Annotated in this window: 21 protein-coding genes; 4 read left to right on the top strand and 17 right to left on the bottom strand. The window is 43.2% G+C overall.

All coding sequences use genetic code 11. The features are described 5' to 3' along the window. Nucleotides 1–37: 37 nt before the first annotated feature. From M3193_RS03010 to parE, 3 genes are all read right to left on the bottom strand, one after another. Entirely contained in the window at nucleotides 38–1,270 is a 1,233-nt protein-coding gene (locus M3193_RS03010) for an MFS transporter (RefSeq protein ID WP_251624301.1), read from the bottom strand. Nucleotides 1,271–1,424: 154 nt separating this feature from the next. Further along, nucleotides 1,425–3,857 carry a DNA topoisomerase IV subunit A gene (gene parC / locus M3193_RS03005; protein WP_251624300.1) on the bottom strand — a complete coding sequence of 811 codons (2,433 nt, stop codon included), beginning with the start codon at nucleotides 3,855–3,857 and terminating at the stop codon, nucleotides 1,425–1,427. Next, nucleotides 3,854–5,824 carry a DNA topoisomerase IV subunit B gene (gene parE, locus M3193_RS03000; RefSeq protein WP_251624299.1) on the bottom strand — a complete coding sequence of 657 codons (1,971 nt, stop codon included), beginning with the start codon at nucleotides 5,822–5,824 and terminating at the stop codon, nucleotides 3,854–3,856. The genes parC and parE overlap by 4 nt, the downstream gene beginning before the upstream one ends. 255 nt (nucleotides 5,825–6,079) lie before the next feature. On the opposite strand from parE, the gene plsY reads away from it, so the two are divergent. The 3 genes from plsY to M3193_RS02985 all read left to right on the top strand — a co-directional run bounded on the left by plsY (nucleotide 6,080) and on the right by M3193_RS02985 (nucleotide 8,608). Then, nucleotides 6,080–6,682, top strand: coding sequence for a glycerol-3-phosphate 1-O-acyltransferase PlsY (gene plsY / locus M3193_RS02995; protein ID WP_251624298.1), 603 nt, complete (start codon nucleotides 6,080–6,082; stop codon nucleotides 6,680–6,682). A 37-nt stretch (nucleotides 6,683–6,719) separates the two neighbouring features. Continuing rightward, complete coding sequence (locus M3193_RS02990; RefSeq protein WP_251624297.1) at nucleotides 6,720–7,013, top strand: HesB/YadR/YfhF family protein; 294 nt, start codon at nucleotides 6,720–6,722, stop codon at nucleotides 7,011–7,013. A gap of 206 nt (nucleotides 7,014–7,219) precedes the next feature. Continuing rightward, complete coding sequence (locus tag M3193_RS02985) at nucleotides 7,220–8,608, top strand: NlpC/P60 family protein (RefSeq protein WP_251624296.1); 1,389 nt, start codon at nucleotides 7,220–7,222, stop codon at nucleotides 8,606–8,608. 51 nt (nucleotides 8,609–8,659) lie between these two features. On the opposite strand, the gene M3193_RS02980 is transcribed toward M3193_RS02985, so the two are convergent. From M3193_RS02980 to M3193_RS02965, 4 genes are all read right to left on the bottom strand, one after another. Continuing rightward, nucleotides 8,660–10,042 carry a UDP-N-acetylmuramoyl-tripeptide--D-alanyl-D-alanine ligase gene (locus M3193_RS02980; RefSeq protein ID WP_251624295.1) on the bottom strand — a complete coding sequence of 461 codons (1,383 nt, stop codon included), beginning with the start codon at nucleotides 10,040–10,042 and terminating at the stop codon, nucleotides 8,660–8,662. 26 nt (nucleotides 10,043–10,068) lie between these two features. Beyond that, a complete protein-coding gene (locus tag M3193_RS02975; RefSeq protein WP_251624294.1) occupies nucleotides 10,069–11,358 on the bottom strand; it encodes a YheC/YheD family protein in 1,290 nt (429 codons plus the stop codon). 71 nt (nucleotides 11,359–11,429) lie between these two features. Then, nucleotides 11,430–11,873, bottom strand: a complete 444-nt coding sequence (locus M3193_RS02970; protein WP_251624293.1) for a hypothetical protein — start codon at nucleotides 11,871–11,873, stop codon at nucleotides 11,430–11,432. A gap of 120 nt (nucleotides 11,874–11,993) precedes the next feature. Next, nucleotides 11,994–13,397 carry a Mur ligase family protein gene (locus M3193_RS02965; protein WP_251627198.1) on the bottom strand — a complete coding sequence of 468 codons (1,404 nt, stop codon included), beginning with the start codon at nucleotides 13,395–13,397 and terminating at the stop codon, nucleotides 11,994–11,996. A 176-nt stretch (nucleotides 13,398–13,573) separates the two neighbouring features. Here M3193_RS02965 and M3193_RS02960 point away from each other — a divergent pair, with 176 nt between their 5' ends. Beyond that, a complete protein-coding gene (locus M3193_RS02960) occupies nucleotides 13,574–14,791 on the top strand; it encodes an ATP-grasp domain-containing protein (RefSeq protein ID WP_251624292.1) in 1,218 nt (405 codons plus the stop codon). A gap of 38 nt (nucleotides 14,792–14,829) precedes the next feature. Here the strand turns inward: M3193_RS02960 and M3193_RS02955 are convergent, their stop codons facing one another. The 10 genes from M3193_RS02955 to acnA all read right to left on the bottom strand — a co-directional run bounded on the left by M3193_RS02955 (nucleotide 14,830) and on the right by acnA (nucleotide 25,835). Continuing rightward, nucleotides 14,830–16,995 (bottom strand): YheC/YheD family protein, encoded by a 2,166-nt coding sequence (locus M3193_RS02955; protein ID WP_251624291.1) that lies wholly within the window; start codon nucleotides 16,993–16,995, stop codon nucleotides 14,830–14,832. Between the two features lie 102 nt (nucleotides 16,996–17,097). Next, nucleotides 17,098–17,508, bottom strand: a complete 411-nt coding sequence (locus tag M3193_RS02950) for a CotY/CotZ family spore coat protein (RefSeq protein ID WP_251624290.1) — start codon at nucleotides 17,506–17,508, stop codon at nucleotides 17,098–17,100. 32 nt (nucleotides 17,509–17,540) lie between these two features. After that, complete coding sequence (locus M3193_RS02945) at nucleotides 17,541–18,761, bottom strand: ATP-grasp domain-containing protein (protein ID WP_251624289.1); 1,221 nt, start codon at nucleotides 18,759–18,761, stop codon at nucleotides 17,541–17,543. Between the two features lie 66 nt (nucleotides 18,762–18,827). Further along, on the bottom strand, nucleotides 18,828–19,145 hold the full coding sequence (locus M3193_RS02940) for a hypothetical protein (protein WP_251624288.1): 318 nt from the start codon (nucleotides 19,143–19,145) through the stop codon (nucleotides 18,828–18,830). Beyond that, the gene (locus tag M3193_RS02935; protein ID WP_251624287.1) at nucleotides 19,145–19,570 is read right to left on the bottom strand and encodes an acyl-CoA thioesterase; all 426 of its coding nucleotides are present in this window, start codon (nucleotides 19,568–19,570) and stop codon (nucleotides 19,145–19,147) included. The genes M3193_RS02940 and M3193_RS02935 overlap by 1 nt, the downstream gene beginning before the upstream one ends. A 104-nt stretch (nucleotides 19,571–19,674) precedes the next feature. After that, a complete protein-coding gene (locus M3193_RS02930; protein ID WP_251624286.1) occupies nucleotides 19,675–20,019 on the bottom strand; it encodes a DUF3221 domain-containing protein in 345 nt (114 codons plus the stop codon). A gap of 65 nt (nucleotides 20,020–20,084) precedes the next feature. Continuing rightward, complete coding sequence (locus tag M3193_RS02925) at nucleotides 20,085–20,360, bottom strand: hypothetical protein (protein WP_251624285.1); 276 nt, start codon at nucleotides 20,358–20,360, stop codon at nucleotides 20,085–20,087. A gap of 37 nt (nucleotides 20,361–20,397) precedes the next feature. Continuing rightward, on the bottom strand, nucleotides 20,398–20,607 hold the full coding sequence (locus M3193_RS02920) for a hypothetical protein (RefSeq protein WP_353056360.1): 210 nt from the start codon (nucleotides 20,605–20,607) through the stop codon (nucleotides 20,398–20,400). A 151-nt stretch (nucleotides 20,608–20,758) separates the two neighbouring features. Continuing rightward, complete coding sequence (locus M3193_RS02915; RefSeq protein WP_251627197.1) at nucleotides 20,759–22,987, bottom strand: S-layer homology domain-containing protein; 2,229 nt, start codon at nucleotides 22,985–22,987, stop codon at nucleotides 20,759–20,761. 133 nt (nucleotides 22,988–23,120) lie between these two features. After that, nucleotides 23,121–25,835: an aconitate hydratase AcnA gene (gene acnA / locus M3193_RS02910; RefSeq protein ID WP_251624284.1), complete on the bottom strand. Its 2,715-nt coding sequence runs from the start codon at nucleotides 25,833–25,835 to the stop codon at nucleotides 23,121–23,123. Between the last annotated feature and the right edge of the window lie 11 nt (nucleotides 25,836–25,846).

The raw sequence follows: 25,846 nt of genomic DNA, 5'->3' as shown, positions 1-25,846 counted from the left end.
ACAAAACCGATTTTTGAGATGAAAAACCTGCAACGGATCATAAAATGATTTCCGCTGCAGGTTCTGTTAATTTCTCTTCTAATACGATATTCCTTCGTTTCATTTGAATAAAAAACAACAACGTCAAACTTAGACTGATGATCCCGAAAATAATTACCATCATCTGTAGTCCGACAATATCCAAAAATGCTCCAGCGCTCAACAATACTACTTGAAACATGACCCGCTCCAACATATTGCGGAATGAGAAAAAACGTCCATGGTACGCTTTCGGCATCTGTCTCTGAAAAATAACCATTGCTGTCGGGAAAAAACAACCTAATGCAAAGCCCAATACCGCAAATGCAGCCAATGTCACAACAATATTATGTGCAAAATAAAGCATGAACTCAGCAACTGCCACCAATGTCGCAAAAAAGAATAGAATGACAGTTGTCTTCCATTTCCTTGTAATGAGCTTTACTGCAAATGATCCAATCATGAAGGCAATCCCTTCAAACGTATAGATCAATCCTTTAGTAGATGCGGAATCTTGGATTTCACTTATATTAATGACAATCAGATTGAAAGAGCCGATAAACAGTAATGGGATCATCGTCATTATTAGTGTCATTCCGACTGCGGGAAACTCTTTTAGGACAGGAAACACTTCCATGAAACCGCCTTTATCCCCGTCCCCCTCTTTTCTCTGGGAGCGCTCACTCCCCTTCCCTTCATCGATCTTGAGCATCATTGTGAACCCCAACAGTGCTGCATATGCAATCATTGAAACCCAATATAATGATGACAACGACCAGTAAACGAGCATGACACCCGCGAGAGCAGTACCGAGGACACGCGATATCGTAGCAACGTTCATATGCATTCCGTTCATCGTGAGCAAATCCCCATCTTTTACGACAAGAGGGATCGCCGACTGCAACGCAGGAAAATAGAAAGTTGCTGATAATTGAATGGAAATGATAAATGCAACCATCCACCAGACAGATCCTGTTGCAATGGCCAGCAACATGAATATGACGCTAATCAGCCTTCCTAGCCCTGCTACCATCAAAACGGTCTTCTTTCTCGACTGATCGATGATTCGCCCGGCTGTCGGACCTGCTAGGATACCTGCCAATAATCCGATTGATAAAATTATTGCTTTTACAAAATCCGATGGAATTTTTTCTTGTAAGAATTCAAGATTTCCAATAATCCCTGTCCATAAACCGAGCCCGGCAATCATTTCACCAGATAAAATGATCCAAACGTTACGGTTTTTCCACATTCACGCTCACCAATCCCCATAATTTATTATTTACTTCGACTTCCGAATTATTATACGCCAAAATCTTCCTATTGTCACGAAGATTTTAGCCTTCACTGCAATGCAAAAAAACGTCCACCGGCAGGAAGCCATCCTTGCCAGCGAACGCTTTTCATCATGCTTTCGTTTCAGCTTTTTGCTCTTTATAAACTGCAGTTATTTTTCCATTTTTGTTTTCATCCACTAGTGAGCTCCCATTCGAATAGCGATCGACGAGCCTCAATGTTCCCGACTCGACGGCAATTTTATTATCTTTGCTAGTTGCAAGGATAACAATTTCGCTCGGTTTGACTAGTTGCGTGCCAACAATCCGATGCGGGTTCGCTTTCAACTCTTTCAATACAACTACACCACGTTGGGCCCTAGCGGCAATCTCCAGTTCCTTCAACGCCATTCTCTTGACGGATCCTCTCTGCGTGGCAATCAATACTGATTCCGCTTCATCGCGGACAACTTGTATGGATACAAGTTTATCTTCTGTCCTTAGATTGATCCCACGTACTCCGGCTGTTCGTACGCCAGTAACCGACAATTCCGCGAGCGGGAATCGAAGTGCATATGCCTGTTCACTGAATAGGATAACATCTTCATCTCCAGATACGAGTTGCACATCAACCATCCGATCTCCCTTTTTCAAGTTCATCGCCTTGAAAGTCCGGGAATAACGCTGCACTTGAAAATCTGAGAGCTTGGAGATCTTGACGTTTCCGTTATCCGCAGCGGTCAGAACAGATGTTTGCTCATCGAAGTTTTCGATACCAATTGCTGATATGATCTCTTCGTTCGGTTCCAATGAAACGATGCTTGATATATGTTGACCTAAATCACGCCAACGGATATCAGGCAATTCATGCACAGGTTGATACAAGTAGTTGCCAAGCGATGTGAATAGCAGTAGATGATGCTGTGTATTCATCACTGTCTCCATTAGGCTGTAATCCGATTCCTTCATCTCTTGTCCGGTGCCGTTTGAAGCACTATACGAACGGATGCTCGTGCGTTTCACATAGCCGTCTTTTGTAACCGATACAACGACCTCTTCGCTCGGTACAAGGATATCCAGATCGACTTTGATGTTTTCAATCTTCTCTTCGATAATTGATCTTCTTTGCTCAGAAAACTGTTTGCGGATCTCCACTAATTCCTTCTTGATGACCGCAGAAAGCTTTTTGTCGCTCTTAAGAATAGCGTCTAGCTGCTCAATCAGCTTCCGCAGATCAGCATCCTCTTTTTTAAGCTCGGTAATGTCCGTATTCGTCAATCTGTATAATTGAAGGGAGACGATTGCTTCTGCTTGTACTTCCGTAAAACCGAATTTCTCAATGATATTATTTTTTGCGTCGCGTTTGTCTTTCGATGCTCTGATCGCCTTAATCACTTCGTCGAGGATTGATAAAGCTTTCATAAGACCTTCTACGATATGAAGACGATCTTTCGCTTTCTGGATGTCATACTTCGATCTTCTCGTAACGACATCCTTTTGATGATCGATGTAAGCGTCCAATAACATCGGAAGCGACATGAGCGTCGGTCTCCTATTTGAAATGGCAACCATATTGAAATTATACGTCACTTGAAGATCCGTATTTTTCAATAAATATTGTAAAATTGCATTGCCATCCATATCTTTCTTTAATTCTACGACAATCCGAAGTCCTGTACGGTCAGATTCATCACGCACATCCGCAATTCCGTCGAGCTTTCTATCCAACCGGAGTTCATCCATCTTCTTCACCAAATTCGCCTTGTTTACATCGTATGGAATTTCGGTGATGACAATCTGCGATTTACCGGCTTTCAAGGGTTCAATTTCCGATTTAGCGCGGATGATAAAGCGGCCTCTCCCCGTTTCGTAGGCCGTCTTGATTCCTTCCGTCCCTTGAATGATTGCGCCTGTTGGAAAATCAGGCCCTTTCAAGACTGTCATCAATTGTTCGACTGACACGTCCGGCTCGTCCATTTTCATCAGGACAGCATCGATCACTTCATGTAAAGCGTGCGGAGGGATATCTGTCGCGTATCCCGCAGAAATACCTGTTGACCCGTTGACGAGTAAATTCGGGAACCGGGAAGGCAATACGGTCGGTTCGGGTTCGGTATCATCAAAGTTCGGTATGAATTCTACTGTGTCTTTTCCGATATCACGGAGCATTTCTGATGCGATTGCAGAAAGCCGCGCTTCCGTGTATCGCATTGCAGCTGCCGGGTCCCCGTCAACCGATCCGTTGTTTCCATGCATTTCAATCATTAGATGGCGAAGTTTCCATTCTTGGCTCATCCGCACCATCGCATCATACACGGATGTATCACCATGGGGATGATAGTTCCCGATGACGTTTCCGACTGTCTTTGCGGATTTCCTGAATGCTTTGTCATGAGTGTTGCCTTCATGGAACATGGCGTAAAGGATCCTTCTTTGAACAGGTTTCAATCCGTCCCTTGCGTCCGGAAGTGCCCTGTCCTGAATGATGTATTTACTATAACGTCCAAAACGGTCGCCGATCACTTCTTCCAAAGGCAAGTCTTGGAATCGCTCCGTTGAAGTCATTCAAAGTCCCCCTCAACATGCAAAAATTCATTTTCTAAAATATTATGGTCTTCGGTGCCGAAATCGACGTTCGATTCGATCCATTTTCTTCTTGGCTCGACTTTGTCCCCCATAAGTGTGGTGACACGTCTTTCCGACTGCGCCCCATCCTCGATGGTTACACGGATCAGTGTACGTGTTTCCGGGTTCATCGTCGTGTCCCATAATTGATCAGCATTCATCTCACCGAGTCCTTTGTAGCGCTGCAACATATAGCCTCGACCGATTTTTTTGATCGCGTCGTCGAGATTTGCTTCCGTCCATGCGTACTCAACTTGCTCTTTCTTACCGGCGCCTTTCGAGACTTTGTAAAGTGGCGGTAGTGCGATGAACACTTTCCCTGCCTCGATCAAAGGCTTCATATAGCGATAGAAGAACGTCAGGAGAAGCACTTGGATATGCGCTCCATCGGTATCTGCGTCAGTCATGATGATTACTTTGTCGTAAGCGATATCATCGATTTGAAAATCAGCGCCGACTCCTCCGCCGATTGCATGAATGATCGTATTGATCTCTTCGTTCTTCATTATATCTTCCAATTTGGCCTTTTCGGTATTGATCACTTTACCGCGCAGAGGCAAGATTGCCTGAAACGTCCTGTCCCGGCCTTGCTTGGCTGAACCGCCGGCGGAATCCCCTTCGACTAGGTACAGCTCATTTTTCGCAGCATTCCTCGACTGCGCCGGTGTCAGCTTTCCTGTTAGCAGGGTATCCGAACGACGGCGTTTTTTACCGGAGCGAGCATCTTCCCTGGCCTTCCGTGCTGCCTCCCTTGCCTGCTGGGCCCGGATTGCTTTTCGGATCAAGTTACCGCTGAGCTCCGCATTCTCCTCCAAAAAGTACAGGAGCTGCTGGGAGATGATTGCATCGGTTGCCGACCTGGCTTCACTCGTCCCCAACTTCCCTTTTGTTTGACCTTCGAATTGGAGGATCTCTTCAGGAATCCTGACCGATATGATTGCGGAAATCCCTTCCCGAATATCCGAGCCATCAAGGTTCTTATCTTTTTCCTTCAAAATGCCGGTTTTCCTCGCATACTCATTAAAAACGCGGGTCATTGCGGTTTTCGCACCTGTTTCATGTGTACCGCCGTCCTTCGTCCGTACATTATTGACGAAAGAAAGGATTGTTTCGGAATAGCCATCGCTGAATTGAAATGCGAATTCCACTTCAATATCTTCGGACATCCCTTCAAGGTATGCGACATCATGCAGGACATCCTTCTCTTCGTTCAAATAGGAGATGAATGCTTCAATACCGGTTTCATAATGAAAAACATCATGCTTTTCAGTTCCTTCTTCTTTCAGCTCGATTTTCAAGCCTTTCAGAAGGAACGCGGATTCTCTTAGACGTTCCGACAATAATTCATATTGATATTTAATCGTGGAAAAAATCGCGGGATCGGGTTTGAAATGAATTAATGTTCCCTTCTCACGCGTTGAGCCGATTTCCTCTAATGTAGTGACCGGCTTTCCGCCATTTTCGAACCGTTGCCTGAATTTTTTTCCATCACGAAAAATCGTCACTTCCAGCCACTCGGAAAGGGCATTGACAACAGATGCGCCTACGCCATGTAGACCGCCACTCGTCTTATAACCACCTTGCCCAAACTTTCCGCCAGCGTGAAGGACGGTCAAAATTACTTCCGTCGTCGGCTTTCCTGTCTTATGCATCCCCGTCGGCATCCCGCGTCCATAGTCACGTACACCAATGCTGCCATCTTTGTGGATCGTAACATCAATTTCCGAACCGTGTCCGGCTAGCGCTTCATCAACTGCGTTATCGACGATTTCATAGACTAGATGATGAAGTCCCCTGGAGTCAGTGGAACCGATATACATCCCCGGGCGCTTCCGTACTGCATCAAGACCTTCCAACACTTGGATCGAATCATCATCATATGTGTAAATTTCTTCTTTCTTCGTCAAATTGCAACCCCCATCAAACGAATGTTCTCTTTCTCTTTGTGTACTATCGTATCGCTTCCTGTAAAGCTTGTCAAATCAACGTTTCAGGAAGCTTGCTCAATTAATTGTATAGAATAAACCGACCGATTGCAATGAGATGAGGAAAATCTAGACAATCGGCTGACTTTCGGAACTACATACATTCCATTGTCGGCATTCATCTGTTCTGCTAAACTTGAAACACATAACTATTCAATAAAGGTAAAGGGGAACGTCATGGAAATTATGATTCTTATACTAATCGCTTATGTACTTGGCTCCATCCCATCTGCATTATGGATCGGCAAATTGTTCTATAATACCGATGTCAGGCAGCATGGCAGCGGGAACCTCGGTGCAACGAATACATTCAGGGTTCTTGGAAAAACAGCGGGACTGCTCGTCACAATCCTTGATATTTTGAAAGGGACGGCTGCTGTGCTGCTTCCCCTGCTTCCTTATTTCAGTTCAGCAGGTATACATCCGCTTCTTCTCGGGGTTTTTGCTGTCATCGGACATATGTTCCCTGTCTTTGCAAAATTTAAAGGCGGCAAGGCTGTTGCCACTTCCGGCGGTGTTTTGCTTGGCTATAACTGGCCGATATTCATCATCGTCCTTCTTACTTTCCTCATTACACTAAAGATAACGAAAATGGTATCTCTTTCGTCAATGATCGTGGCGGTTGTCGGTTTCATTTACTGCATCGCCTTCTATTTATGGTCTGGAGATTTCTATTTGATGATCATTGTCGGTTTGATGGGACTATTCATCTTTTATAGGCACCGGACGAATATCGCGAGGATTAAAGCGGGAACCGAGCCTAAAGTGAAGTGGTTGTAATACAATGGAAGCACCAACCGAAAGGCGGGATATTGAAATGAAAATCGTTTTATCGGATGATGCGCGCAGATGGTTTGAAGAAGAAATGGAAGCCCAAACAGGCGATTATATTAAATTTTTCGCTCGTTATGGAGGGTCCAGCCAGTTGCATGAAGGATTTTCGCTCGGAGTTATGAAAGAAGTGCCTGACGAATTGGCGGTCGAGACGGAAAGAGACGGAGTGCATTTTTATATTGAACAGAGGGACTACTGGTTTTTCGATGAACATGACCTTCATGTAGATGTTGATCCGCATTTGAAGGAGCTCGTTTATATGTATGAAAAAGCGTGATGGCACACTAGCCGCACGCTTTTTTTATTCCTCCAATTTCCAATTTCGGGCTGTAATCTATTTGTAAAGAAACCCGTTCAGTCTTCTGCTGGCTTGCAATCTCGCAAACCTGCATTTCAAAAGGTAAATATTGCCTCAAATCTACCCTGTTATTCCATGCTACGATCATTCTCAGGTAAGACATTACTAATCTCAGGAGGAAAAACATGAAACGTAAACTTCTTTCAGCTGCATTAATCACGTGTGTAAGTGTCAGCTCTTTGGCTATACCCTCATACGATCAATCTCAAACAGTCTCTGCCGCCACGGTAACATCTCAAACATCTCAGCAGGCTGTGGCAGCTAAAGCGGAACAATTGATTCAAACCGCTAAAAGTTTGATCGGAAAATCGACATATAGTACGGCAGTCTATAAGCCTACTTATCCGTACAAGTTTTCATGCGCAACTTTCCTAATGTACATATTTGAGAAAAACGGCGTCGACTTGGCAACATACAACGAAGACTTCATGATGCAACAAGGAACGCCAGTCGCGAAAGGTCAATGGCAAAAAGGAGATCTCCTCTTCTTCAGTAGTAAGGCATCGAAGATACCAGATCATGTAGCTATGTATATCGGAAATAACAAAGTCATCCATATGGCAGATCCCAAACAGGATATCGTCATTTCCGACCTAAGTGACAAACCATACTATACAGAGAGCTATATCGGTGCACGCCGAGTACTCCCTAGCTTGATGTCATCCAGTCCAGCAACGAAAGGCGACAATATCGTAGACCTTGCTTATAAGTTAAAAGACGAAGCGACAATCGGTTCCGTAAACAACGAAAGTACAAAAAAGTTTACGAGCACAGGATTCGTCAACTATGTATACAAAAACAACGGAGTCACGTTGAATGCATCCAGCTTAAAAGCACTACAAAGCAAAGGTACGACTGTATCCCGTTCCAACTTGAAGAAAGGTGATCTAGTCTTCTTCGGGAGCTCGAAAGGCTCAACTACTCCAGTTCTAGTTGCCATTTATGCAGGTGATCATCGTCTAATCATTCCTACTACTGGCGCAGTCATTACAAGAGTTCAACTCGTAGATTACTATAATGATCGGTATATTACGGCGAAGAGAGTCTTCACGGACAATACGGCTTCAACGCCTTCTGTTTCTGAGCCAGCATCTCCTGCGCCATCTGTGTCCAAGCCGTCATATACATCAACTTCTGCGGACAAGCTTGTCAATTTTGCAAGTAGCCTGACGAACAAAGCGAAATTCGGCTACGGATATAATGAAAGTACATTGACATTCACAGGTGCAGGCTTTACGTATTATGTATATAAACAGCAAGGAATCGATTTAAAAAGCAAATTGGCTAGCCGACAATCTCAAGTTGGTACTGCCGTTCTGAAATCCAATCTCCAAAAAGGGGATCTCCTTTTCTTCTCATTGGATAATAAAAGAACAGCCATTAATCAGACGGGCATTTATATTGGAGGAAATCAATTTATCAGTCTCTCCACTACCGGTAAAGTAGTACAACAAAGCCTATCTTCCACATGGGCAGCGCAAAACTACGTAAAAGCACGTCGTGTCCTTAACTAATCAAAGAAAAGAAGCATCATAACGCTTGGACGTTGGATGCTTCTTTTTCATTCACCGCTTCAACGACTCCGCAAATTCAATCATGCCGCGACTGGACATCGGTCCTTTAATCAGCACAATCGACTGATCGTCAAATACATGATCCAACCGATTTCCGATATCGCTCACATCTTTGAATATCCTTATAGTAGCAGTGCTTCCATCCCGTATTGCTTGCCTCGCAATTTCTTCCGCCTTTTTACCGATTGTAATTAGTGCATGGATGTTCCGCTCTGCGACCATACTGCCGATTTCACGGTGATATTTCTTTTCGAAATTTCCAAGCCGATTAATATCTCCTAAGATGAGGATTACCTTTTTCCCTCTTCCAATTGAGTCAAGCACCTTCAGTGCCGCCTCCACCGATGTTGGATTGTTCGTCCAAGTATCATCGATGATTGTGCAGCCATTTTTCCCATTCGAGAATTCCAAATGCCTGCCCATATTCTTATACGTTTTTAAACGGAAGATTGCAGCATTCAACTTCATTCCCATTTCGTGAACAGCAGCCAACGCAGCAAGCGCATTGCTCACTTGATGTTCCCCATACCCAGGAACAAAAGCGTTATACTCCATGCGATCCACATGCAGGGTGAAATTCATTCCGCCTTCTCCGTAAGTGATCTGGGAAGCTTTGAAATCCGACTTTCCATCCGTTCCAAAATAAATGATTTTTCCTTTGAATTGATGGATTCTCAGCTTTTTACTATTCTGATCATCTGCATTTAAAATAAGTGTGCCGCCATCCTTAATGCCACCGATGATCTCTTCTTTCGCTTTAATGTAGCCTTCGAGATTTACACACCCGTCCAAATGGTGGACCCCAATATTTGTGATGATCCCAATTGTCGGCTGATAAATCATGCATTGGTGCTTAATATTGCCTGAATTGCCGAGGCCATGTTCGAAAACTGCAGCATCCGTGCGCTCGTCGATCCCCATCAAATAAGGAAATGAACGTCTCGGTTCATTTTTGCTGCTGACCGACGCATGCACATTCCATTTTTCTGATAGCATATGTTTGATCATATCTTTCGTTGTTGTTTTGCCGCAAGTTCCTGTTATCGTCACAACTGGTATATGAAACTGATTCCGATAATAATCGATGAACTTCCAATAAGACTGGACGAGGCTTGTCACTTGCATGACCGTCGTATTCGGCAATATATCTTCCACGTTAATTGGGGACTTATCGGTAATGACAAGGGAAGGGCCTTTCCTATCGATCTCCATCCAATTAATCGGTTCACCCCTACTTGCAAAAAGAAGGGATTTTCGCTTCGTGTGGTCATGTCGTGTGTAGTAGATGGCATCTTCCACATTCCAATTTACCGGTCCGGTGATGATTTTTCCTCCGAGTATTTTCCTAATGTCGTTGACAGCTATCGGCTTCATTGTATTTCCTCCTTTCCAACGTCTTATCAGTCACTCTTTTTATTTTTCTTTATATAGTAAGAAATGTTTTTGTGCATTTCATTGTTGTCGAACATGTAAAACATGGAGAGAGAGGGTGCATAATTTCCTTCAATCACCCATACCATCCCTTCTTTATCAACTCCAATGTCATATCCGATAATCGAAAGTTTTCCATTATTCTTAAACAGTCTTTTAGAAGCTTTGGTGCATACTTTTTCAATCAATTTGGCACAACGGTTGTATAACCCTTCATTTTGTTGGTTGGACAGTGCATTTTCCAATGTAAGTAATTTACTAGCCCTGTTTGAAACGAAATAATTTTTTGCTGCGACTTTAACAACCTGCCCTGTCACGATCCATTTCCCTTCATCGAACTGGGTGATGACCCTCACATCGCAAGGTTTCCCGTCATTCTCAATTAGAGAAATCCTTTGCTGAACAATATAGTCTTTTTGGGATAGGTATTGTTGGCGCACATAACTGAACAGCTGCTCAAAATCATCTAAGACCTTTCTTCTCTGCTTTTCATGCACTTCAAAAGTCGAATCATCAGTACTTGATATTTTTACGATGCCTCTTCCCTGTTGCCCTACGCATGGCTTGATGACCACCTCTGGATAGGTATTCAAAAATGCGAGCAATGTATGTTTTGTACACAAATCCGTAGCTGGAAGGAAGCGACGTAAAGCCCTCTTTTGATGAAGTGAATGATATTGGCTCCATTTACTATTGCGTTCATGCAAAATTGTGTCAGTGATCCGGAAATCCCTGAAATGATCCTTGACGACCTCGACTACGATTGTATGGCAGTCTGGAAAAGCTGCACCTAGCTTTTTAGCTGCCGCTGTTACTGAACTGGCAAGCTTCCATGCATGGTATTGAGGATCGTTGCCATCCTCTACAGAGGTGCTGCCTACGATTCTCCAAGTTGTTTTCGGGGATTTTCTGTGAAGGGTGAAACGGTAATAGCGAAGAATTGATGGGTTTGTATGGGAAGCTTGAACGATATAATACTTTCCTGTGCAAACTTGCTGTATCAAAAAATTATATGTTTCCTCGTTGCTTGAAAAATGGAAAACCTCAATGCCGGTCGCCAATTCGATTACTTCTTCGTTTACCGTAATGCGGACTTCTTGCGGTCCTACTAGCGGTTTAATGATTAGGAACTTATATTTCTCAAGAAACTTGTAGAACGTGGCTTCTGAAAACAGTTTTGTATCCAATAGATGCATTGATAAAGCGGGATCCGTCTCTAAAATCCTATGTTGGCCATAACGACCTCGAATACCCCTCACAGACTATCCTCCTTCAATTACATTTTAGTAGAAGGAGAACCCCCGACAAGAAATCAGGAGTTCCCATATCATTAATTTTCCTGACAGCCAAGTGCAACAATCGAACCTTGAGCAACCGGTGCCGCTCCATTTTGATCGAAGAATCCGGTTATGACAAAGCTTTGTACAATATCAACGTTCGCTGAGGCAACCTGGTCTCTGAAGACAGCCTCAAATGGAAATTGAACTCCGTTGATGAGTCCAGTGCCGGTAACGGTCACTTCGCAATTTTGACCTTCCCGATTGCACACAACAGAAGTGATTGAGTTTGCGGTAAATGTAAAGCTGTTCACTCCACCCATCGTCTCTGTATCTGTAAATTGCAGAGACAAGGATGACGTATCCAGAGTTGTGACACATACGTTCGCCATGTACATCAAGTCACCTCTGACGGTCCCCATTTGTCCATTGAATCGGACATTGTTTCTTCTTGAAACTGCATTGACTAATACACCACATGGACATTCCACACCCATAATGATTTCCCCCCTTTCTATTTGAACTATTTCTACTATATTGATGTTTAGAAGGAGGCGGCTTGGTGTTTGTCCTAACTTGGGTAATTAATAATTTTCAATTGGAGTCATATCATAGACTCATAATGTGCCTTTCTTTTTATCAGCCTTACTCCGCAGGAGGGCAGCAAGCTTTTTGATTGACTCGCTCAACATATCCCCCTTGATAAGCACGATTGCGTCTTCTGATGCAATACTTTTCAAGTACTCGTACGCAAGAATATGATTGTTGAACGAATGGACTTCTATGTTGGTGCTTTTTTTGGAAACTGTATCTGCCATTATTTTTGCATGCTCTCCAATTGTGAGCAATACATCTATTTTACTCTGATATAGTAGTTCACCGGCTCGTTGATGGATTGTATATCCCCAAGATCCGAGGTCAGTTATTGTTCCGATGATAGCAATCTTCTTTTTAGCGGGTTCTATTGCCTGTAGCACTTTCAACGCTGCTTGAAGTGAAGTTGTTGTAATGCTCCATGTGTCGTCGATGATTGTAGCACCATTGATTCCTTCCACTACTTGCAACTGCTTATTGAGCGTGGGGAAAGACCTGAAATGAACTGCTATGTCAGCAAGTTCCATACCGAGATGATGAACTGCTGCAATTGCCGCGAGCGCATTGTAGACTTGATGTTCGCCGAGGCCCGGAACAAGCATTCTGTATTTCATTTGTCGATGCTCCACAGTCATATACATGCCTTCGGAAGAATAGCAGACATCATTTGCTTTAAAATCGCTTTTCGATTGGAGTCCGACCGTTATAATCGTTCCCTTGAAGCTATTTAAATCCAGTTTCTTTGTGTTCTGATCATCTGCGTTTAGAATGAGAACTCCATCTGGTTGAAGAGCGCTGCACATTTCCCCTTTCGCAGCGATATAACCTTCCACTGTCTTGCAGTAATTGAGGTGATGTTCGCCAATGTTTGTGATGATGCCAATTGTCGGCTTCAAATAGGCAGCTGCATTTGTAATATCGCCAGGCGCACCGACAGCCGTTTCGAACACTGCAGCTTCCGTTGAGTCGTCCATACTGAGCAGATATGTCAAATGCGCAGTCCTTGAATTATTTGTACTCGTTGTATGCGCGACTTTCCGACTGAAAGATAATAGGTGCCGAATCATCTCCTTTGTCGTCGTTTTACCGGATGTACCAGTTACGGCGATTACTGGGATCGTAATGGAAGACCGGTAGTTGTCGATGAACTTCCAATAAGCTTCTTCAAGATTGTCAACTTTGATAATCGTCAAATCCTCGATCTGTTGTCCTTTCAGATCCATCTCCCGCTCCGTCACAATTGCAAGTGGAAAATAAGGCTTTAACTTCTCCCATCTGACAATATTCCATTTTAAAAATAAGATCGTATAGGGATGCCTCACTTGTTTAAGACGATAAGCCCCATGACGTATAGGCAGGTCATCTTTTCCTTGAACTAATTTGCCGGATATAATGTTCCGGATATATCCTGTCGTTAGAGGTTTCATTTGATTCACTCCCTTCCCCTCTCCTATCGTATGCCTTGTCGCTGTAAAGAGCCTGTACGAAAAACCTGAGTACACCAAATCGGCGATAGTTACTGACCTAGATGATGTATAACCATGTCGATAAATGATTCCTTCATAACCTATATAGAGTTGTCTAAATGAAGGAGTTGGACTTGTTGAAAACAATCATCTTTATCGGAACAAACAAATCGGGTTCAAGCAGGGAAGCGATCAGAGCTGCAGAACGGCTCGGTTACTTCACCGTGTTATTTACAAATAACGAAAAACAGATCAAGCAACGGAAGGAATATGTAGATGTCCACGAAATGATATTCGTTGACACGACTAATTTAGCGTCGATGCGGAAAGAAATCCGTACTTTGCTAACCAAAGGAAACGTTGTGATGACGATTGTCAGTTTCGTTGACTCCAATGTCGCCCGTGCCCTAAAGTTGTGTGAGGAGTTTTGTCCGAACGGCACCTCCTCTGACGCAGTCGATATTATGGAGAACAAAGCAAGGACAAGGGCTTCATTACGTGAGTTTCCGTTTTCTCCGAGGTTCATAACAATTCACCCGAAAGCGAAACTTGAACCGTCAATAATAGAGCCACTACCCGGTTTTCCCCTTATTGTGAAATCATCTTCCTCCACCGGGTCGAAAGATGTTTTGCGGGCAGCTAATTTGGAAGAGTTGAAGCAACATATCCGGAAATTCACTGAAAAAGATCCAAATGAGTCAATTATTATCGAGGAATTCATCGAAGGTGACCAATACTTAGTGGAGGCCGTAGTCCATGACAGGGAAATCCAAATCGCCGGTGTCATCCGACAGGAAATCACATATGGCAAACGATTCATCATCACTGGTTACGGTGTACTTGCAATTGTTCCAAAACAATTGAATGACAGCATCATGGAAGTGTTGAACACGATCATTGCGAAATTCGACATCCGAAATGGAGCGTTGCATCTTGAAATGCGTCTGACGAAAAATGGATGGCGACTGATTGAAATCAATCCAAGGATTTCAGGCGGGGCAATGAACAATATGCTGAAAGCGGCATTCGGTTTTGACTTGGTCGAGGAAACACTAAAATTATACTTAGGTGAAATGCCATCCTTAGTTCAGAAACAGCGGAATTTCGTTTTCACCCAATATGTCATTATCGAGCAAAAAGGGATTTTGGAGAGAGTGACAGGGAAGAAAAGAGCTAGAAAATCGCCAGGGGTCGTCGAAGTGTACGTTAAGCCACGAAAAGGGACGCTACTCACGCCGCCACTATCAATGGGTCATCGGTACGCATATGTCATCGCCAAAGGAACGACATTGGAAATGGCTGAATCATTGGCGAAAAAGGCAGCGGAAGAAATTCAATTTCACTTGAAGCAATAAACGAGAGGGCTCCCGCGAAAAGGAGTCCTCTCGTTTTTTTAACTATAATTCTGGTCGATATATTTGACCGTTTCAAACATATTTGTTTTGCTTGCCCCTTTAATAAGGATGGTATCGCCTTTTTGAATCAATTTCTTCAATAGCGCATGCAATTTCTCCCGATCCGTGAAATGGTGGATGTTATCTGCAGCCATCCCCTTTCTCAATGCCTGGGCGCCAATTTCCTCCGTCCGGAATCCATAGGTGATCAATAGATCAATCCCTTGCTTTTGGATATAGTCCCCCACTTTCCGGTATTCCTTTTCACGCAGATCGCCAAGTTCCCTCATTTGTCCTATGATGGCAATTTTCCTGTGCTTTCCAAGATTCACAAGGACATCGATCGCTGCACGCACTCCTTCCGGATGGGAGTGGACGGTGTCGTCAATCAGTGTGATGTTGTCTTTGCAATTATAAATCGTCAATCGTCGTGGAGGCTTTTTAAATAGAAGGCCCGCCTTGATTTCCATCGGTGAAAACCCTAGCTGGTCTGCAATTGCAATGGCCGACAATGCGTTGTACACATGATGCTCCCCGAAAATCGGAATGAACAAATCGACTTCTTCATTTTGGAGCTTCAATTTAAAGCTCATGCCCTGTTCCGTATACTGGACGTCATAGGCACGATAATCAGCAGGTTTTTTTATACCAATTGTAATCTTCTTCCCTTTGAAGTTTTGCGTCTCCAAAAATCTCGAATTGTCATTGTCCTGATTGAGACAGAGCACGCCATATTGATCCATCCCATGAATCAGCTCCGACTTGGCTTTCGCAACGCCTCTTGGATCGCCATTGAAATTCCCGACATGCGCTAACCCGACATTTGTTACAATTGACATATTCGGCTGGATAATTTGGCAATGCTCAGTGATTACACCTGGATAGGCCATGCCGTATTCAAGGACAACCGCCTGATGGGATGAGTTGATTTCCGATGCATGCTTTTTCGTATGTTCCGTCGTATTCCAGTAGTCCTTCGATTCGAAGACATTCCATTTCTTTGATAGAATCGAAGATAGAAAAGCTTTCGTCGTCGTTTTCCCGGCACTTCCTGTAATCGCGATGATCGGCGTTGCCTGCTGATTTGCAGACCTATTTCGTTTTACTTCCTTGATTCTCGACCGGATGGACTTTTGGTTTTTCGCTACATACATGGCGTACTTGATTGTGTTTTTAACAACATCCAATTCCAAATAAAATGCCGGAGGACAGCCTGGGCGCCAGTTCACTTCATAGATCCATAATTTCAATTGATCATCCATTCCGACGTCTACCCCAATTTCATCTATTACTTCGCCGAATTTCTCCATTTGAAGCTCATCCAAATGCTTGGCGAGCGATAAGGAGAAGAACTCCAGTTTCTTTCGGATATTGAATGCATCTTCCTTGAATTCATGCTCCAAAAAAGGATCTAAATAATTCGTGTAGCCGCCGCTATTGATATTCGCAATGATGGAACCCTGCGGTGCAATCCGTGGATATATTGTTGTAATTACCCACTCGCCATTTCCGTTTTTTTGAACGTGCAACCTGAAATCGAAAACTTGCCCCGACTTCGTAACAGATTGGATATACGGTTGGACGATGAATGTCTCCTTGGCTAATTTCTGTTTAAGGAAGCCGTTTAATTGGGATTTCTCATAGATCCTGTCTGTTCCTTCCCCTTTCACAACAAATTGTCCTTTTTCTTGCACAATAAAAAAAATCCCTTTACCTTTTCGGCCGTCAATCGGTTTGAAGACCACTTTCTCAAAAGCTGAAAGGAATTTGAAGAAATGGTCTGCGTTCTTCACGACTTCCGTAGGTATCAGATAGCTCGCAAAATCTTTTGCTTCTTTCAATCGACGGTTCACGCTCCATTTATTGCCGATTGAATATGTCGTAAAAGGAATCACTTTTTTCAACTTTTCGATTATCTCTTTCGACTTCGATAATTTTTCCGGACTCCCTGCATTATAAATGACATCTGGAAAGGGCATGACTTTCGACTTCCATTCCCCTTTTTCATATACTTGTCCCTTGATGGTGCGATTCAAAAAATTCACTTCTCCAGGGGAGAAATAGAAAAACTTTGCCCCTTCCGCTTCTGCTACAGCCGCAAATGCATAAGCTTTCATGACAGTGTCCGGATTTTTCCGATGATGCAACATGCCTATAATCGTCATGAACATTCTCCTTTACTCTTTTTCAGTTCTCTCTAGTACATTCATGCGCATCTGAAATGATAAGGACAAGAGTTTACAGGCAGGGGATTTAGTTTTCCGGCTCTATGTTTTTGACACGATGATTGGCAGTGGACGGTCGACGAGTTCGTGGGAAAGCGGGGTGATTGCACTAAAGCTGCAAAGATTTACGAGGATACAATGGGATGTCTTTTTCAATGTATAAAGTTCCTGTTCGGTTATTGCCGGCTGACCTTTTAAATCGATCGGTCGAAGCAATGATAACTGCGCAATGCAGCTGTCTTCATTGATTCTCTCCACTCTGAAATACGGAGTGGCAATTCTATTCAATATCGCGGTGAAAGGATCGGAATGGTTTGTAGATTGCAGCATGAAGGGGATAGTGTCCATGGCGCCCGGCAGATGAATGAAACGGAATCCTTTTCCAAACACCTCGAGTAATTGCTGCTCCTTCCATAATTGCTTCAACTCTTCACATAGAAAGCACTTCTTCAACTCTTTCCCCTCCCTTCTTTATGTTCCTTACGTCAGAACGGTTCAATGTAGAATTTTATCACTCTGGCAGCATTTTCTGCCCGTTCCTTTGCCTCTTCCAATGATTCTCCCACCGCCATCACATATCCATATCGATGACCCATCGACAGGGGCGGCATTATTGTCGCGCCGATTGACGGTTTCACCTTGACATCAACAACCCCCGGATACAAAGCAGCCTGTTTAACTCCTTCAATGTCCAGTAACACACCAGTACTATGGAGCGTTATATAAGATGTATGGATGGACTGCTTTTTCTTTCTAATCAAATCCGGTTCTTCGCCGAGATAAATCTTTATCGTTTCCATCACTAGATTGATGCCGAATGCCTCTTCAATCATACGGTTCATAGCGCCGCCGGAAATCCGGGGGTTCAGCTCAATCAGTTTCCAACCGCTCTTAGATCGTCGCATTTCAAAATGGCACGTACCTTGGTGAAAGCCTATTTTTTGTAGTATGCCAGTGACAGTCTTCCATAAGTCCCGATAGTCCGTCTCATCCATTTTAGTGACAACATCATACGCAGTGACAATGAATGTGTAATCCTGACTGATTTCCTGCTGAATGACTGCCACAATAATCGGTATTGCAGCGACGACAACAACTTCAATAATATATTGCGGTCCTTCTATGAATTCTTCTATGAGCATTTGCATTCCGGCGCAGCTTTTTTTCAGCCGCTTTATAGCAATCTCATATTGTTCTTCATCTTGAATTAAGTAAACATCTTTTGACCCGTTGGAAACCGGATTTTTCATAATTACAGGATAGTTAGTAGTTAATAGTTTCATTCCACCTAAAGGAATTATCTCGATATTGCAAGACGCCCTATCATTTTCCAATGCAAGACGCGTTGCAATTTTGTCTTCCATTAATTGCAATGCTTCGGAAGAAATGGTTGATCCACAAAATTCATTGGATAGATTTGCGGCCATCGAGACATATGGATCGACAAAACTGACAATTGCATTAATGTTTTGACCTGATTGAAGTAGTTGAACAAGTTGCTTCCGGATGATTCCTTCTTCCATTAACTCCAGATAAATGAGTTGAACATCTACAAGCTGTTTTCGAAGAAAAGCTTTTCGATCCGTCAGCAAAATGGCAGTATAGCCTAACCGGCGAGCAGCCTGCAATGCGTCCATGCTTGATCCAGACATAGCTGATCCGATAAATACAATTGCCCCCATTTCTTCATCCTTCCATGAAGACAATCCTCTTCTTCCAATTGTATGCATTTGAACCATGCAGCCTTAGGCAATTCAAATAAGCATGAAGGATTATCCCTCATGCTTACTTAGTAAGTTAAATCGATTCACTTGTTCCATTAAACCGGCGTCCAGCAATGCTTGCAACTCGGTTTTCCCGAAAAGGTCGAAATGAGGATAGTCCTCATGTTGGTCAATCCATTCAGGTTTCAATCCGTATCTTTTTCCCCATTCGATTAATTTATCAAGATCTGCACAACCCGCCTTCGTTACGGTTTTACAATTCGGAAAACGGTCATCGAGCCAGTAGTGCGTGAGAAAAGCGATCTCTCCGGCAGTGACTGCTTCTTTCCAAGCTTTTAATTCCGCCCGATTGATGCCGAACGCCATTATTCGGCCACCCTGCAGATTTCCAAATACTTGGCGTCCCATTCCGGATCGATTTTCCGCAATGAAACGGGACGGAAGTTTTCCTTTTTCACTAAAATATGTTCGGAAGTTGCGGTTGCCGCTACCGTTCCGTCTTCATGAAGGATTTCGTAGCCGTATACTGTGCGAAGCTTCCCATGGGACTCGACCCATGTCCGGACTGTTGCGGTTTGTCCGTATCTCATGGCCGCCTTGTATTGGATTGATAAATCAATTACAGGAGATAAATAACCTTCTGTTTCGAGGCCGGCGTATGTAAAGCCTAGATCTTGAATAAGGCTCGTTCGGCCAATTTCCATCCATACTAAGTAATTGGCATGGTAGACGACGCCCATTTGGTCCGTCTCTGCATACCGGATTTCCACTTCTTTTTCACTTACAAACATTTTCTTCACCTCTGTTGTCCATTATACAAAAGAGATGGGCGAATTGCTGTTTGTGTAACTTGTAACGAATAGTCTAATAATGTTGATTCATTTTCAGTGTCTGTTTAGTTGTTTCGTATATACAGTGGTCTTATATCCTTAACCTGAGCTTTTCCGGGATTTGAACCTATAATGGTTCCCTTTACAATTGCTTCTATTTTATCTCCAATTTTATATCCATCGGTTTTAACGCCTTTCAAACTGATAAAGGTAAATGCGTATGCGTCTAGGTCGGTATGCTTTATTTCATCTTTAAGCCATTCATATTGCATCCTATTTAAATCCTTTCCAATTAACAACGTATCCTCTTTTACCTGTAGTACATACCCTTGGATAACGGTTTCGGGATTTTCAGTTTGCTCCGTCTCCGATTGCACAATTATATATTCAGCGATGTCGGTAAATTTCAAACCGTCCGGACCTTGATCGCAACTAGACCAATGGTATTCATGATCCCCGCCGTTAATATATACTTTTAGATAATAGGCTTTGGACACATCAGACTGGCAAGTGTTTTCAGCTTAAGATCACCTAAATAATTCGCCAGGATTAACCGTTTAAAAATCTCTTGTTTCACTTGTGCGGTAACTTGAAAATCTCTAATTGCCCTTGTTTCTTTTGAGTTAATGACTTTTGTGACTTCTTTTGTTTTTGTATTCACTTCATTTTCCAGTTTATCTCCATACTTTAATTCCAACTCAAAAAGATCCTGTCGCCCCAAATTATATTCTACAGCCAAAATCTCTACCATACCGAAAAAGCCGTCGGAGCATCCCGTGGCGATATAGCTAGTAGTACTGATTGCGCACCAACCGATTTACCCGCTCCACGCAAGTTGATGAGGTGACATGATATTGGTCCGTAAACGGATTCGCGAACGCATTTCCCCGTTCATCGTATTCGCTGTATAGATGAGTGACGGCTAATGGTTCCCCTTGCCCTCTTTCATAAATCTCGAAATTTCCCCGCGTCGTGTCGATAATACGTTGTATCCACATAACATAGCCCCGCATTTCTATATTTTCTTAATTATAACTCTATAAATTTTGAAAAGGAATAAAGAAAGGACTAAGCGGTTTGTTCGCTTAGCCCTTTTTCACTTCAACCGCACTCCTCCCTAGTAAAGGGACGCATGTCAATAGCGAATGATCAATACCGCAGCCCTCTTCCATTTTCAGCAATCGCATGCGCTAGACGGATTGTCGACACTGCCAACTCCGCATACGTCACTTCACGATTAGGATTAAATCGGTTACTCTCTTCCTTTAGTAAACCCAATGAGTTTGCTATAGCTACATAACCTGTATTTGCAGAGTGCACTTTATCAGCATCCGCAAAGCCAAGCTTAAAGATGCTGTTATCTTTTGCTGCCTGCTCGAGTCCTAATACTCGAATCATCCAAACGGAAAGTTCTTCTCTTGTAATTGGCGCATCGGCAGCGAAGTTCTTACCATCCGCTTTAACGATACCCGCTTCAACCGCACGTTCAATCTCCTGATATAACGGGTGTTTAGGGTCAATATTTTCGAAGGTCTGATTAGGTTCTTCCTGTCCGTGGTAATAACCGCCGTAATAGAAATAAGTGAGTGATTTCATAAGCACCTTTAATGCTTCACCCTTTGATATGGCGGCATCCCCGTTAAAGCTCTTTGCATCTTTTACATCCAATACTTTAGCGTTAATGAGATAATTGAGCTCTTCTTCCGCCCAAGGATGTGTCACTGTGATTGAGTCCTTGCCATTCAACATGTTACTCCATTCTCCAGTATTGGCATTCACATAACTAAATGGATCTTCATTGAATACAGGTAAATAGACGAGGTCGTAATGGTTTTCCTTTTCCTTTTTTGCATGTTTCATATACGTAAGCTTCAGACTAAGCGCCTCTTCAAAAATCTTTTTTGCCTCTTGTTCGGAAATGATGTCATTACTTGATGGCCAATTTTCAATTTCTTGGTAATTGACGTTTAGGCTGTTTAAAGAACCATCAGCTGCAATCCCTACACTGATCTGATCGCCGCTGACGATAATCCCATTAACGATTCTCGGGAAAGTGAAGTTATACGAACCCAGCCTATCGTCGACATAAGGTTCTTCTACAGGCATTGCATAGTTATGCAGATAGGAAGGGACCCACTCTTTAAGAGATTTCACAGCCTGGCTAAGTGCCTTCTGTTGGGAGAGTTTATTCACTTTTTTTGTATTCTCCCCGATTTCCATCAGAAGATGGTCTTTCATATTGTAGTAGTGAATAATTTCCCCAGTGTTTTTATTAATTTCTAAACTTGATCCAGATCCGCCATTTGCATACTGATACATATATTGGACGTAAATGACTGGAACTCCATTATAATTCTCCATTTCATGAATTGACTCAATCCTTAACTTAATCTTATCGGAATCAATTGCAAGAAATTTTTCAGCAATCTTTTTCGCGTCTTCTACCGTAATTCCCTTCTGCTTTGCCGGGAGTGGCTTTGCCGTAATTTTTTCGATTTTTGTCTTCCCTGGCAAGTTCGATGTATAGCCATTTGCAGTCATCCACTTCCCTGTTTCCGCTTCAATGCCTTGTAGTTTAGCCGTTGGACGGTAGACAAGCTCTACAGTACGGTTGCTCGTTTGGTAGTCATAGTTGATTTGATAATTCAAATCTACAGAAAGATTATCTTTCATTTTTTTGACCATCTCATTTTTATTTTTAATTTTGGTCACGTCATCAAAGGTTGACGATGTTGCATTTGTACTAGGAAACATCTTGTAAAAACTAACGATTTCACCGTTTCCTAAAACAGATACTTCCATTCTTTGGTCAGCAATGGAAACCTGATTTTTCGTACGTGCAAATGTAAACGAATAGCGTATCGGTTCTGTTAGGATTTGCTGCGGATAATAATTGAACGTATTTGCCTCTAATTGATAGTCTTTTCCATCTAGAAACTTCTGCATAAAATCTTCTGCAATCTTCCTAGCTTCGTCTTTTGAGACTTTTGCTGGGAACAAAGCATCCTTTACGTTAGGAGGCTGATAGGAGAAGTATTCAATATCCAATTCCTTCCCGACAAAGCCTACATTCCCGTAGACCCGCTTCCCATCAATTATCTTTGTGAAATAAAGATCATGCCGCACCGTTTCATCTTCTGGATAAATATGCGCACGGTTCACTTGAAAATCGGCATTTGTTAAGAAGTCAAACTGATTTGGGAACATCTTTCGGAATTTCTTGATCAATTCCTCTTTCGAGATAACAGCATCAGCGGAAGCAACTTGGATCCGCACCTTTTCTGGTTGTCCATTCATAGTAGTTGAAGCATCTGCAATCGAAGAAAACATTCCTAGAGACAAAACGGAAGAAGTTACAATCATACTTAGCTTTTTCATTTTCACCAAAATAACCCTCCTAGGTTACATTTCTTTGTGTTAGAAAGCAATCTTTAGATTGTATGATTGTCGGTTGGAGAATAGAACATAAAGAAAAGGCGCCCGATGTAATCGGACGCCTTTATTTTATCTATTAGTTGTTTTTCATTTTATCACGCAGAACCATTTGAAGGATTCCACCGTGACGGTAGTAGTCGACTTCAACGTCAGAGTCGAAACGTGCAAGTACGTCGAATTCTTTGACGGAACCGTCTTTTGCAGTTGCTGTCACTTTAAGGATATCGCGTGGTTTTACGCCTTCCGCGATGTTTACGCTGATTTCTTCTTCGCCAGTAAGACCAAGTGTTTCAGCGCTTTCTCCCTTCATGAATTGAAGAGGAAGAACACCCATCATGACAAGGTTTGAACGGTGGATACGCTCATAGCTTTCAGCGATGACTGTTTTGATGCCGAGCAATGAAGTTCCTTTTGCAGCCCAGTCACGTGAAGAGCCCATTCCATAATCTTTACCAGCAAGAATGACAAGACCTGTTCCATCTTCTTGATAACGCATAGCTGCGTCATAGATCGGGCAGATTTCTTTTGTCGGCCAATAGGTTGTGTAGCCGCCTTCCGTGCCTTTTGCAATTTGGTTACGAATACGGATATTCGCGAATGTACCGCGCATCATCACTTCATGGTTACCACGGCGGGAACCGTATGAGTTGAAGTAACGTGGCTCTACGCCATGTTCGCGCAAGTATTTACCAGCCGGTGTATCTTTACCAATTGCACCTGCAGGTGAAATATGGTCCGTCGTGATTGAATCACCGAATTTACCGATGACGCGAAGTCCAGCTAGAGCTTCGATATCAGCAGGCTCTTTTGAAAGTCCTTCGAAGAACGGAGGGTTTTGGATATATGTCGAGTTTTCATCGAAATCATATAATGAATCGTCAGTAGTCTCGATCGCATTCCATGCTTCGTTCTCAGTGAATACGCGAGCATATTCTTTGCGGAATAGTTCAGGTGTTACTGTCGCTTTGACGACTTCCTTCACTTCTTCCGTTGTTGGCCAGATGTCTTTGAAGTAAACATCTGTGCCGTCTTTTGCTTTACCGATCGGATCTTTTTCAAAATCGATATCGACAGTTCCAGCAAGCGCATATGCGACAACTAGTGGCGGTGAAGCCAAGTAGTTCGCTTTTACAAGCGGATGGATACGTCCTTCGAAGTTACGGTTACCGGAAAGGACAGAAGAAACTAATAGGTCGTTTTCCATGATCGTTTTTTCGATTTCAGGAAGAAGTGGACCGGAGTTTCCGATACATGTTGTACATCCATAACCGACTGTATTGAATCCGATTTGATCCAAGTATTTGGAAAGACCCGAGTCTTCTAGATAGCCTGTAACAACTTTTGAACCTGGTGCAAGTGATGTTTTCACGTATGCAGGAGGTGTAAGCCCTTTTTCGACAGCCTTCTTGGCAACAAGTCCAGCACCTAACATTACGTATGGGTTGGAAGTGTTCGTACAAGAAGTGATCGCTGCAATTGCAAGGTCTCCTGTTGTCATGCCGACAGTGCGGCCGTCTGCGAACTCGACAGTAGCTTTCTTTTCAAATTCCTTCGGAGTAAGACCGAAGCCTTGGTTCCCTTCAGGAGCTACAACAGAATCTTTGAACGAACGCTGTAATCCGGAAAGCGGAATCAAGTCTTGTGGACGTTTCGGTCCAGCAAGGTTTGCTTCGATTTTTGTAAGATCAATTTCAATTACTTCTGTGTATGTCGGATCTTCTTTATCAGGAGTAAAGAACATATCGTTCTCTTCAAGATATTTTTGTACAACTTGAATATGCTCTTCATCACGGCCAGTCAAACGCATGTAATCAAGAGATTCTTCGTCAACTGGGAAGAAACCGCAAGTTGCGCCGTATTCAGGAGCCATGTTAGCAATTGTCGCACGGTCTGCAAGTGGCAATTTAGATACGCCTGGTCCGAAGAACTCGACGAATTTACCGACCACACCATGTGCACGTAGTGTTTGTGTCACTTTAAGCGCAAGGTCTGTTGCAGTTGTGCCGTTCGGAAGTTCACCGACCAATTTCACTCCGATAACTTCAGGGATCGGGAAGTATGAAGGCTGTCCAAGCATTCCTGCCTCAGCTTCAATCCCACCAACACCCCATCCGAGAACACCGATGCCGTTAATCATCGTTGTATGGGAGTCAGTACCGACAAGTGTATCTGGATATGTTTCGAAAGTGCCGTCTTCGTTTTCCACTTCATGGACAACTGCAGCAAGGTACTCGAGGTTTACTTGGTGAACAATACCTGTCGCGGGTGGCACTGCACGGTAGTTATCGTATGCTTTTTGTGCCCAGCTCAGGAATTGATAACGTTCAGCGTTACGCTCGAACTCAAGTTCCATGTTAAGGCGGAGTGCATCCGGCGTACCGTAGCGGTCAACTTGTACCGAGTGGTCGATAACAAGGTCAACCGGAATTTCAGGATTAATCTTGTTTGGATCTCCGCCCATTTCAGCCATAGCTGAACGAAGCGATGCAAGGTCAACGACAACTGGAACTCCAGTAAAGTCTTGTAGGATTACACGGGAAGGTTTGAAAGGGACTTCTGCGTCCTTGTCTGCATCCTTGCCCCATTTTGCCAAGTTTTCAACGTGTTCATCTTTGATCACATATCCGTCATGTTGGCGCAGGACGGACTCAAGTAGCACTTTTACTGAATAAGGTAGTCTGGAAATATTCGCAACGCCGGCATCTTCGAGTGCTTTAATATGGTAATAGTTATATGTTTTACCGTTCAACTCGAAAGATTTGCGGCTGTTATGCAAATTACTTTTCGCCATTTGTAAATTCC

Source organism: Sporosarcina luteola (assembly GCF_023715585.1).
Taxonomy (GTDB): Bacteria; Bacillota; Bacilli; order Bacillales_A; family Planococcaceae; genus Sporosarcina; species Sporosarcina luteola_D.
This window is presented reverse-complemented; position numbering and strand designations above follow the sequence as displayed.

What these genes read in the sequence shown, in the direction of transcription:
- M3193_RS03010 (WP_251624301.1), bottom strand. Translation starts at nt 1,270, where the DNA reads ATGTGGAAAAACCGTAACGTTTGGATCATTTTATCTGGTGAAATGATT.
- parC (WP_251624300.1), bottom strand. Translation starts at nt 3,857, where the DNA reads ATGACTTCAACGGAGCGATTCCAAGACTTGCCTTTGGAAGAAGTGATC.
- plsY (WP_251624298.1), top strand. Translation starts at nt 6,080, where the DNA reads ATGGAAATTATGATTCTTATACTAATCGCTTATGTACTTGGCTCCATC.
- M3193_RS02990 (WP_251624297.1), top strand. Translation starts at nt 6,720, where the DNA reads ATGAAAATCGTTTTATCGGATGATGCGCGCAGATGGTTTGAAGAAGAA.
- M3193_RS02985 (WP_251624296.1), top strand. Translation starts at nt 7,220, where the DNA reads ATGAAACGTAAACTTCTTTCAGCTGCATTAATCACGTGTGTAAGTGTC.
- M3193_RS02980 (WP_251624295.1), bottom strand. Translation starts at nt 10,042, where the DNA reads ATGAAGCCGATAGCTGTCAACGACATTAGGAAAATACTCGGAGGAAAA.
- M3193_RS02970 (WP_251624293.1), bottom strand. Translation starts at nt 11,873, where the DNA reads ATGGGTGTGGAATGTCCATGTGGTGTATTAGTCAATGCAGTTTCAAGA.
- M3193_RS02965 (WP_251627198.1), bottom strand. Translation starts at nt 13,397, where the DNA reads ATGAAACCTCTAACGACAGGATATATCCGGAACATTATATCCGGCAAA.
- M3193_RS02955 (WP_251624291.1), bottom strand. Translation starts at nt 16,995, where the DNA reads ATGACGATTATAGGCATGTTGCATCATCGGAAAAATCCGGACACTGTC.
- M3193_RS02940 (WP_251624288.1), bottom strand. Translation starts at nt 19,145, where the DNA reads ATGGCGTTCGGCATCAATCGGGCGGAATTAAAAGCTTGGAAAGAAGCA.
- M3193_RS02935 (WP_251624287.1), bottom strand. Translation starts at nt 19,570, where the DNA reads ATGTTTGTAAGTGAAAAAGAAGTGGAAATCCGGTATGCAGAGACGGAC.
- M3193_RS02925 (WP_251624285.1), bottom strand. Translation starts at nt 20,360, where the DNA reads ATGGTAGAGATTTTGGCTGTAGAATATAATTTGGGGCGACAGGATCTT.
- M3193_RS02920 (WP_353056360.1), bottom strand. Translation starts at nt 20,607, where the DNA reads ATGTGGATACAACGTATTATCGACACGACGCGGGGAAATTTCGAGATT.
- M3193_RS02915 (WP_251627197.1), bottom strand. Translation starts at nt 22,987, where the DNA reads ATGAAAAAGCTAAGTATGATTGTAACTTCTTCCGTTTTGTCTCTAGGA.
- acnA (WP_251624284.1), bottom strand. Translation starts at nt 25,835, where the DNA reads ATGGCGAAAAGTAATTTGCATAACAGCCGCAAATCTTTCGAGTTGAAC.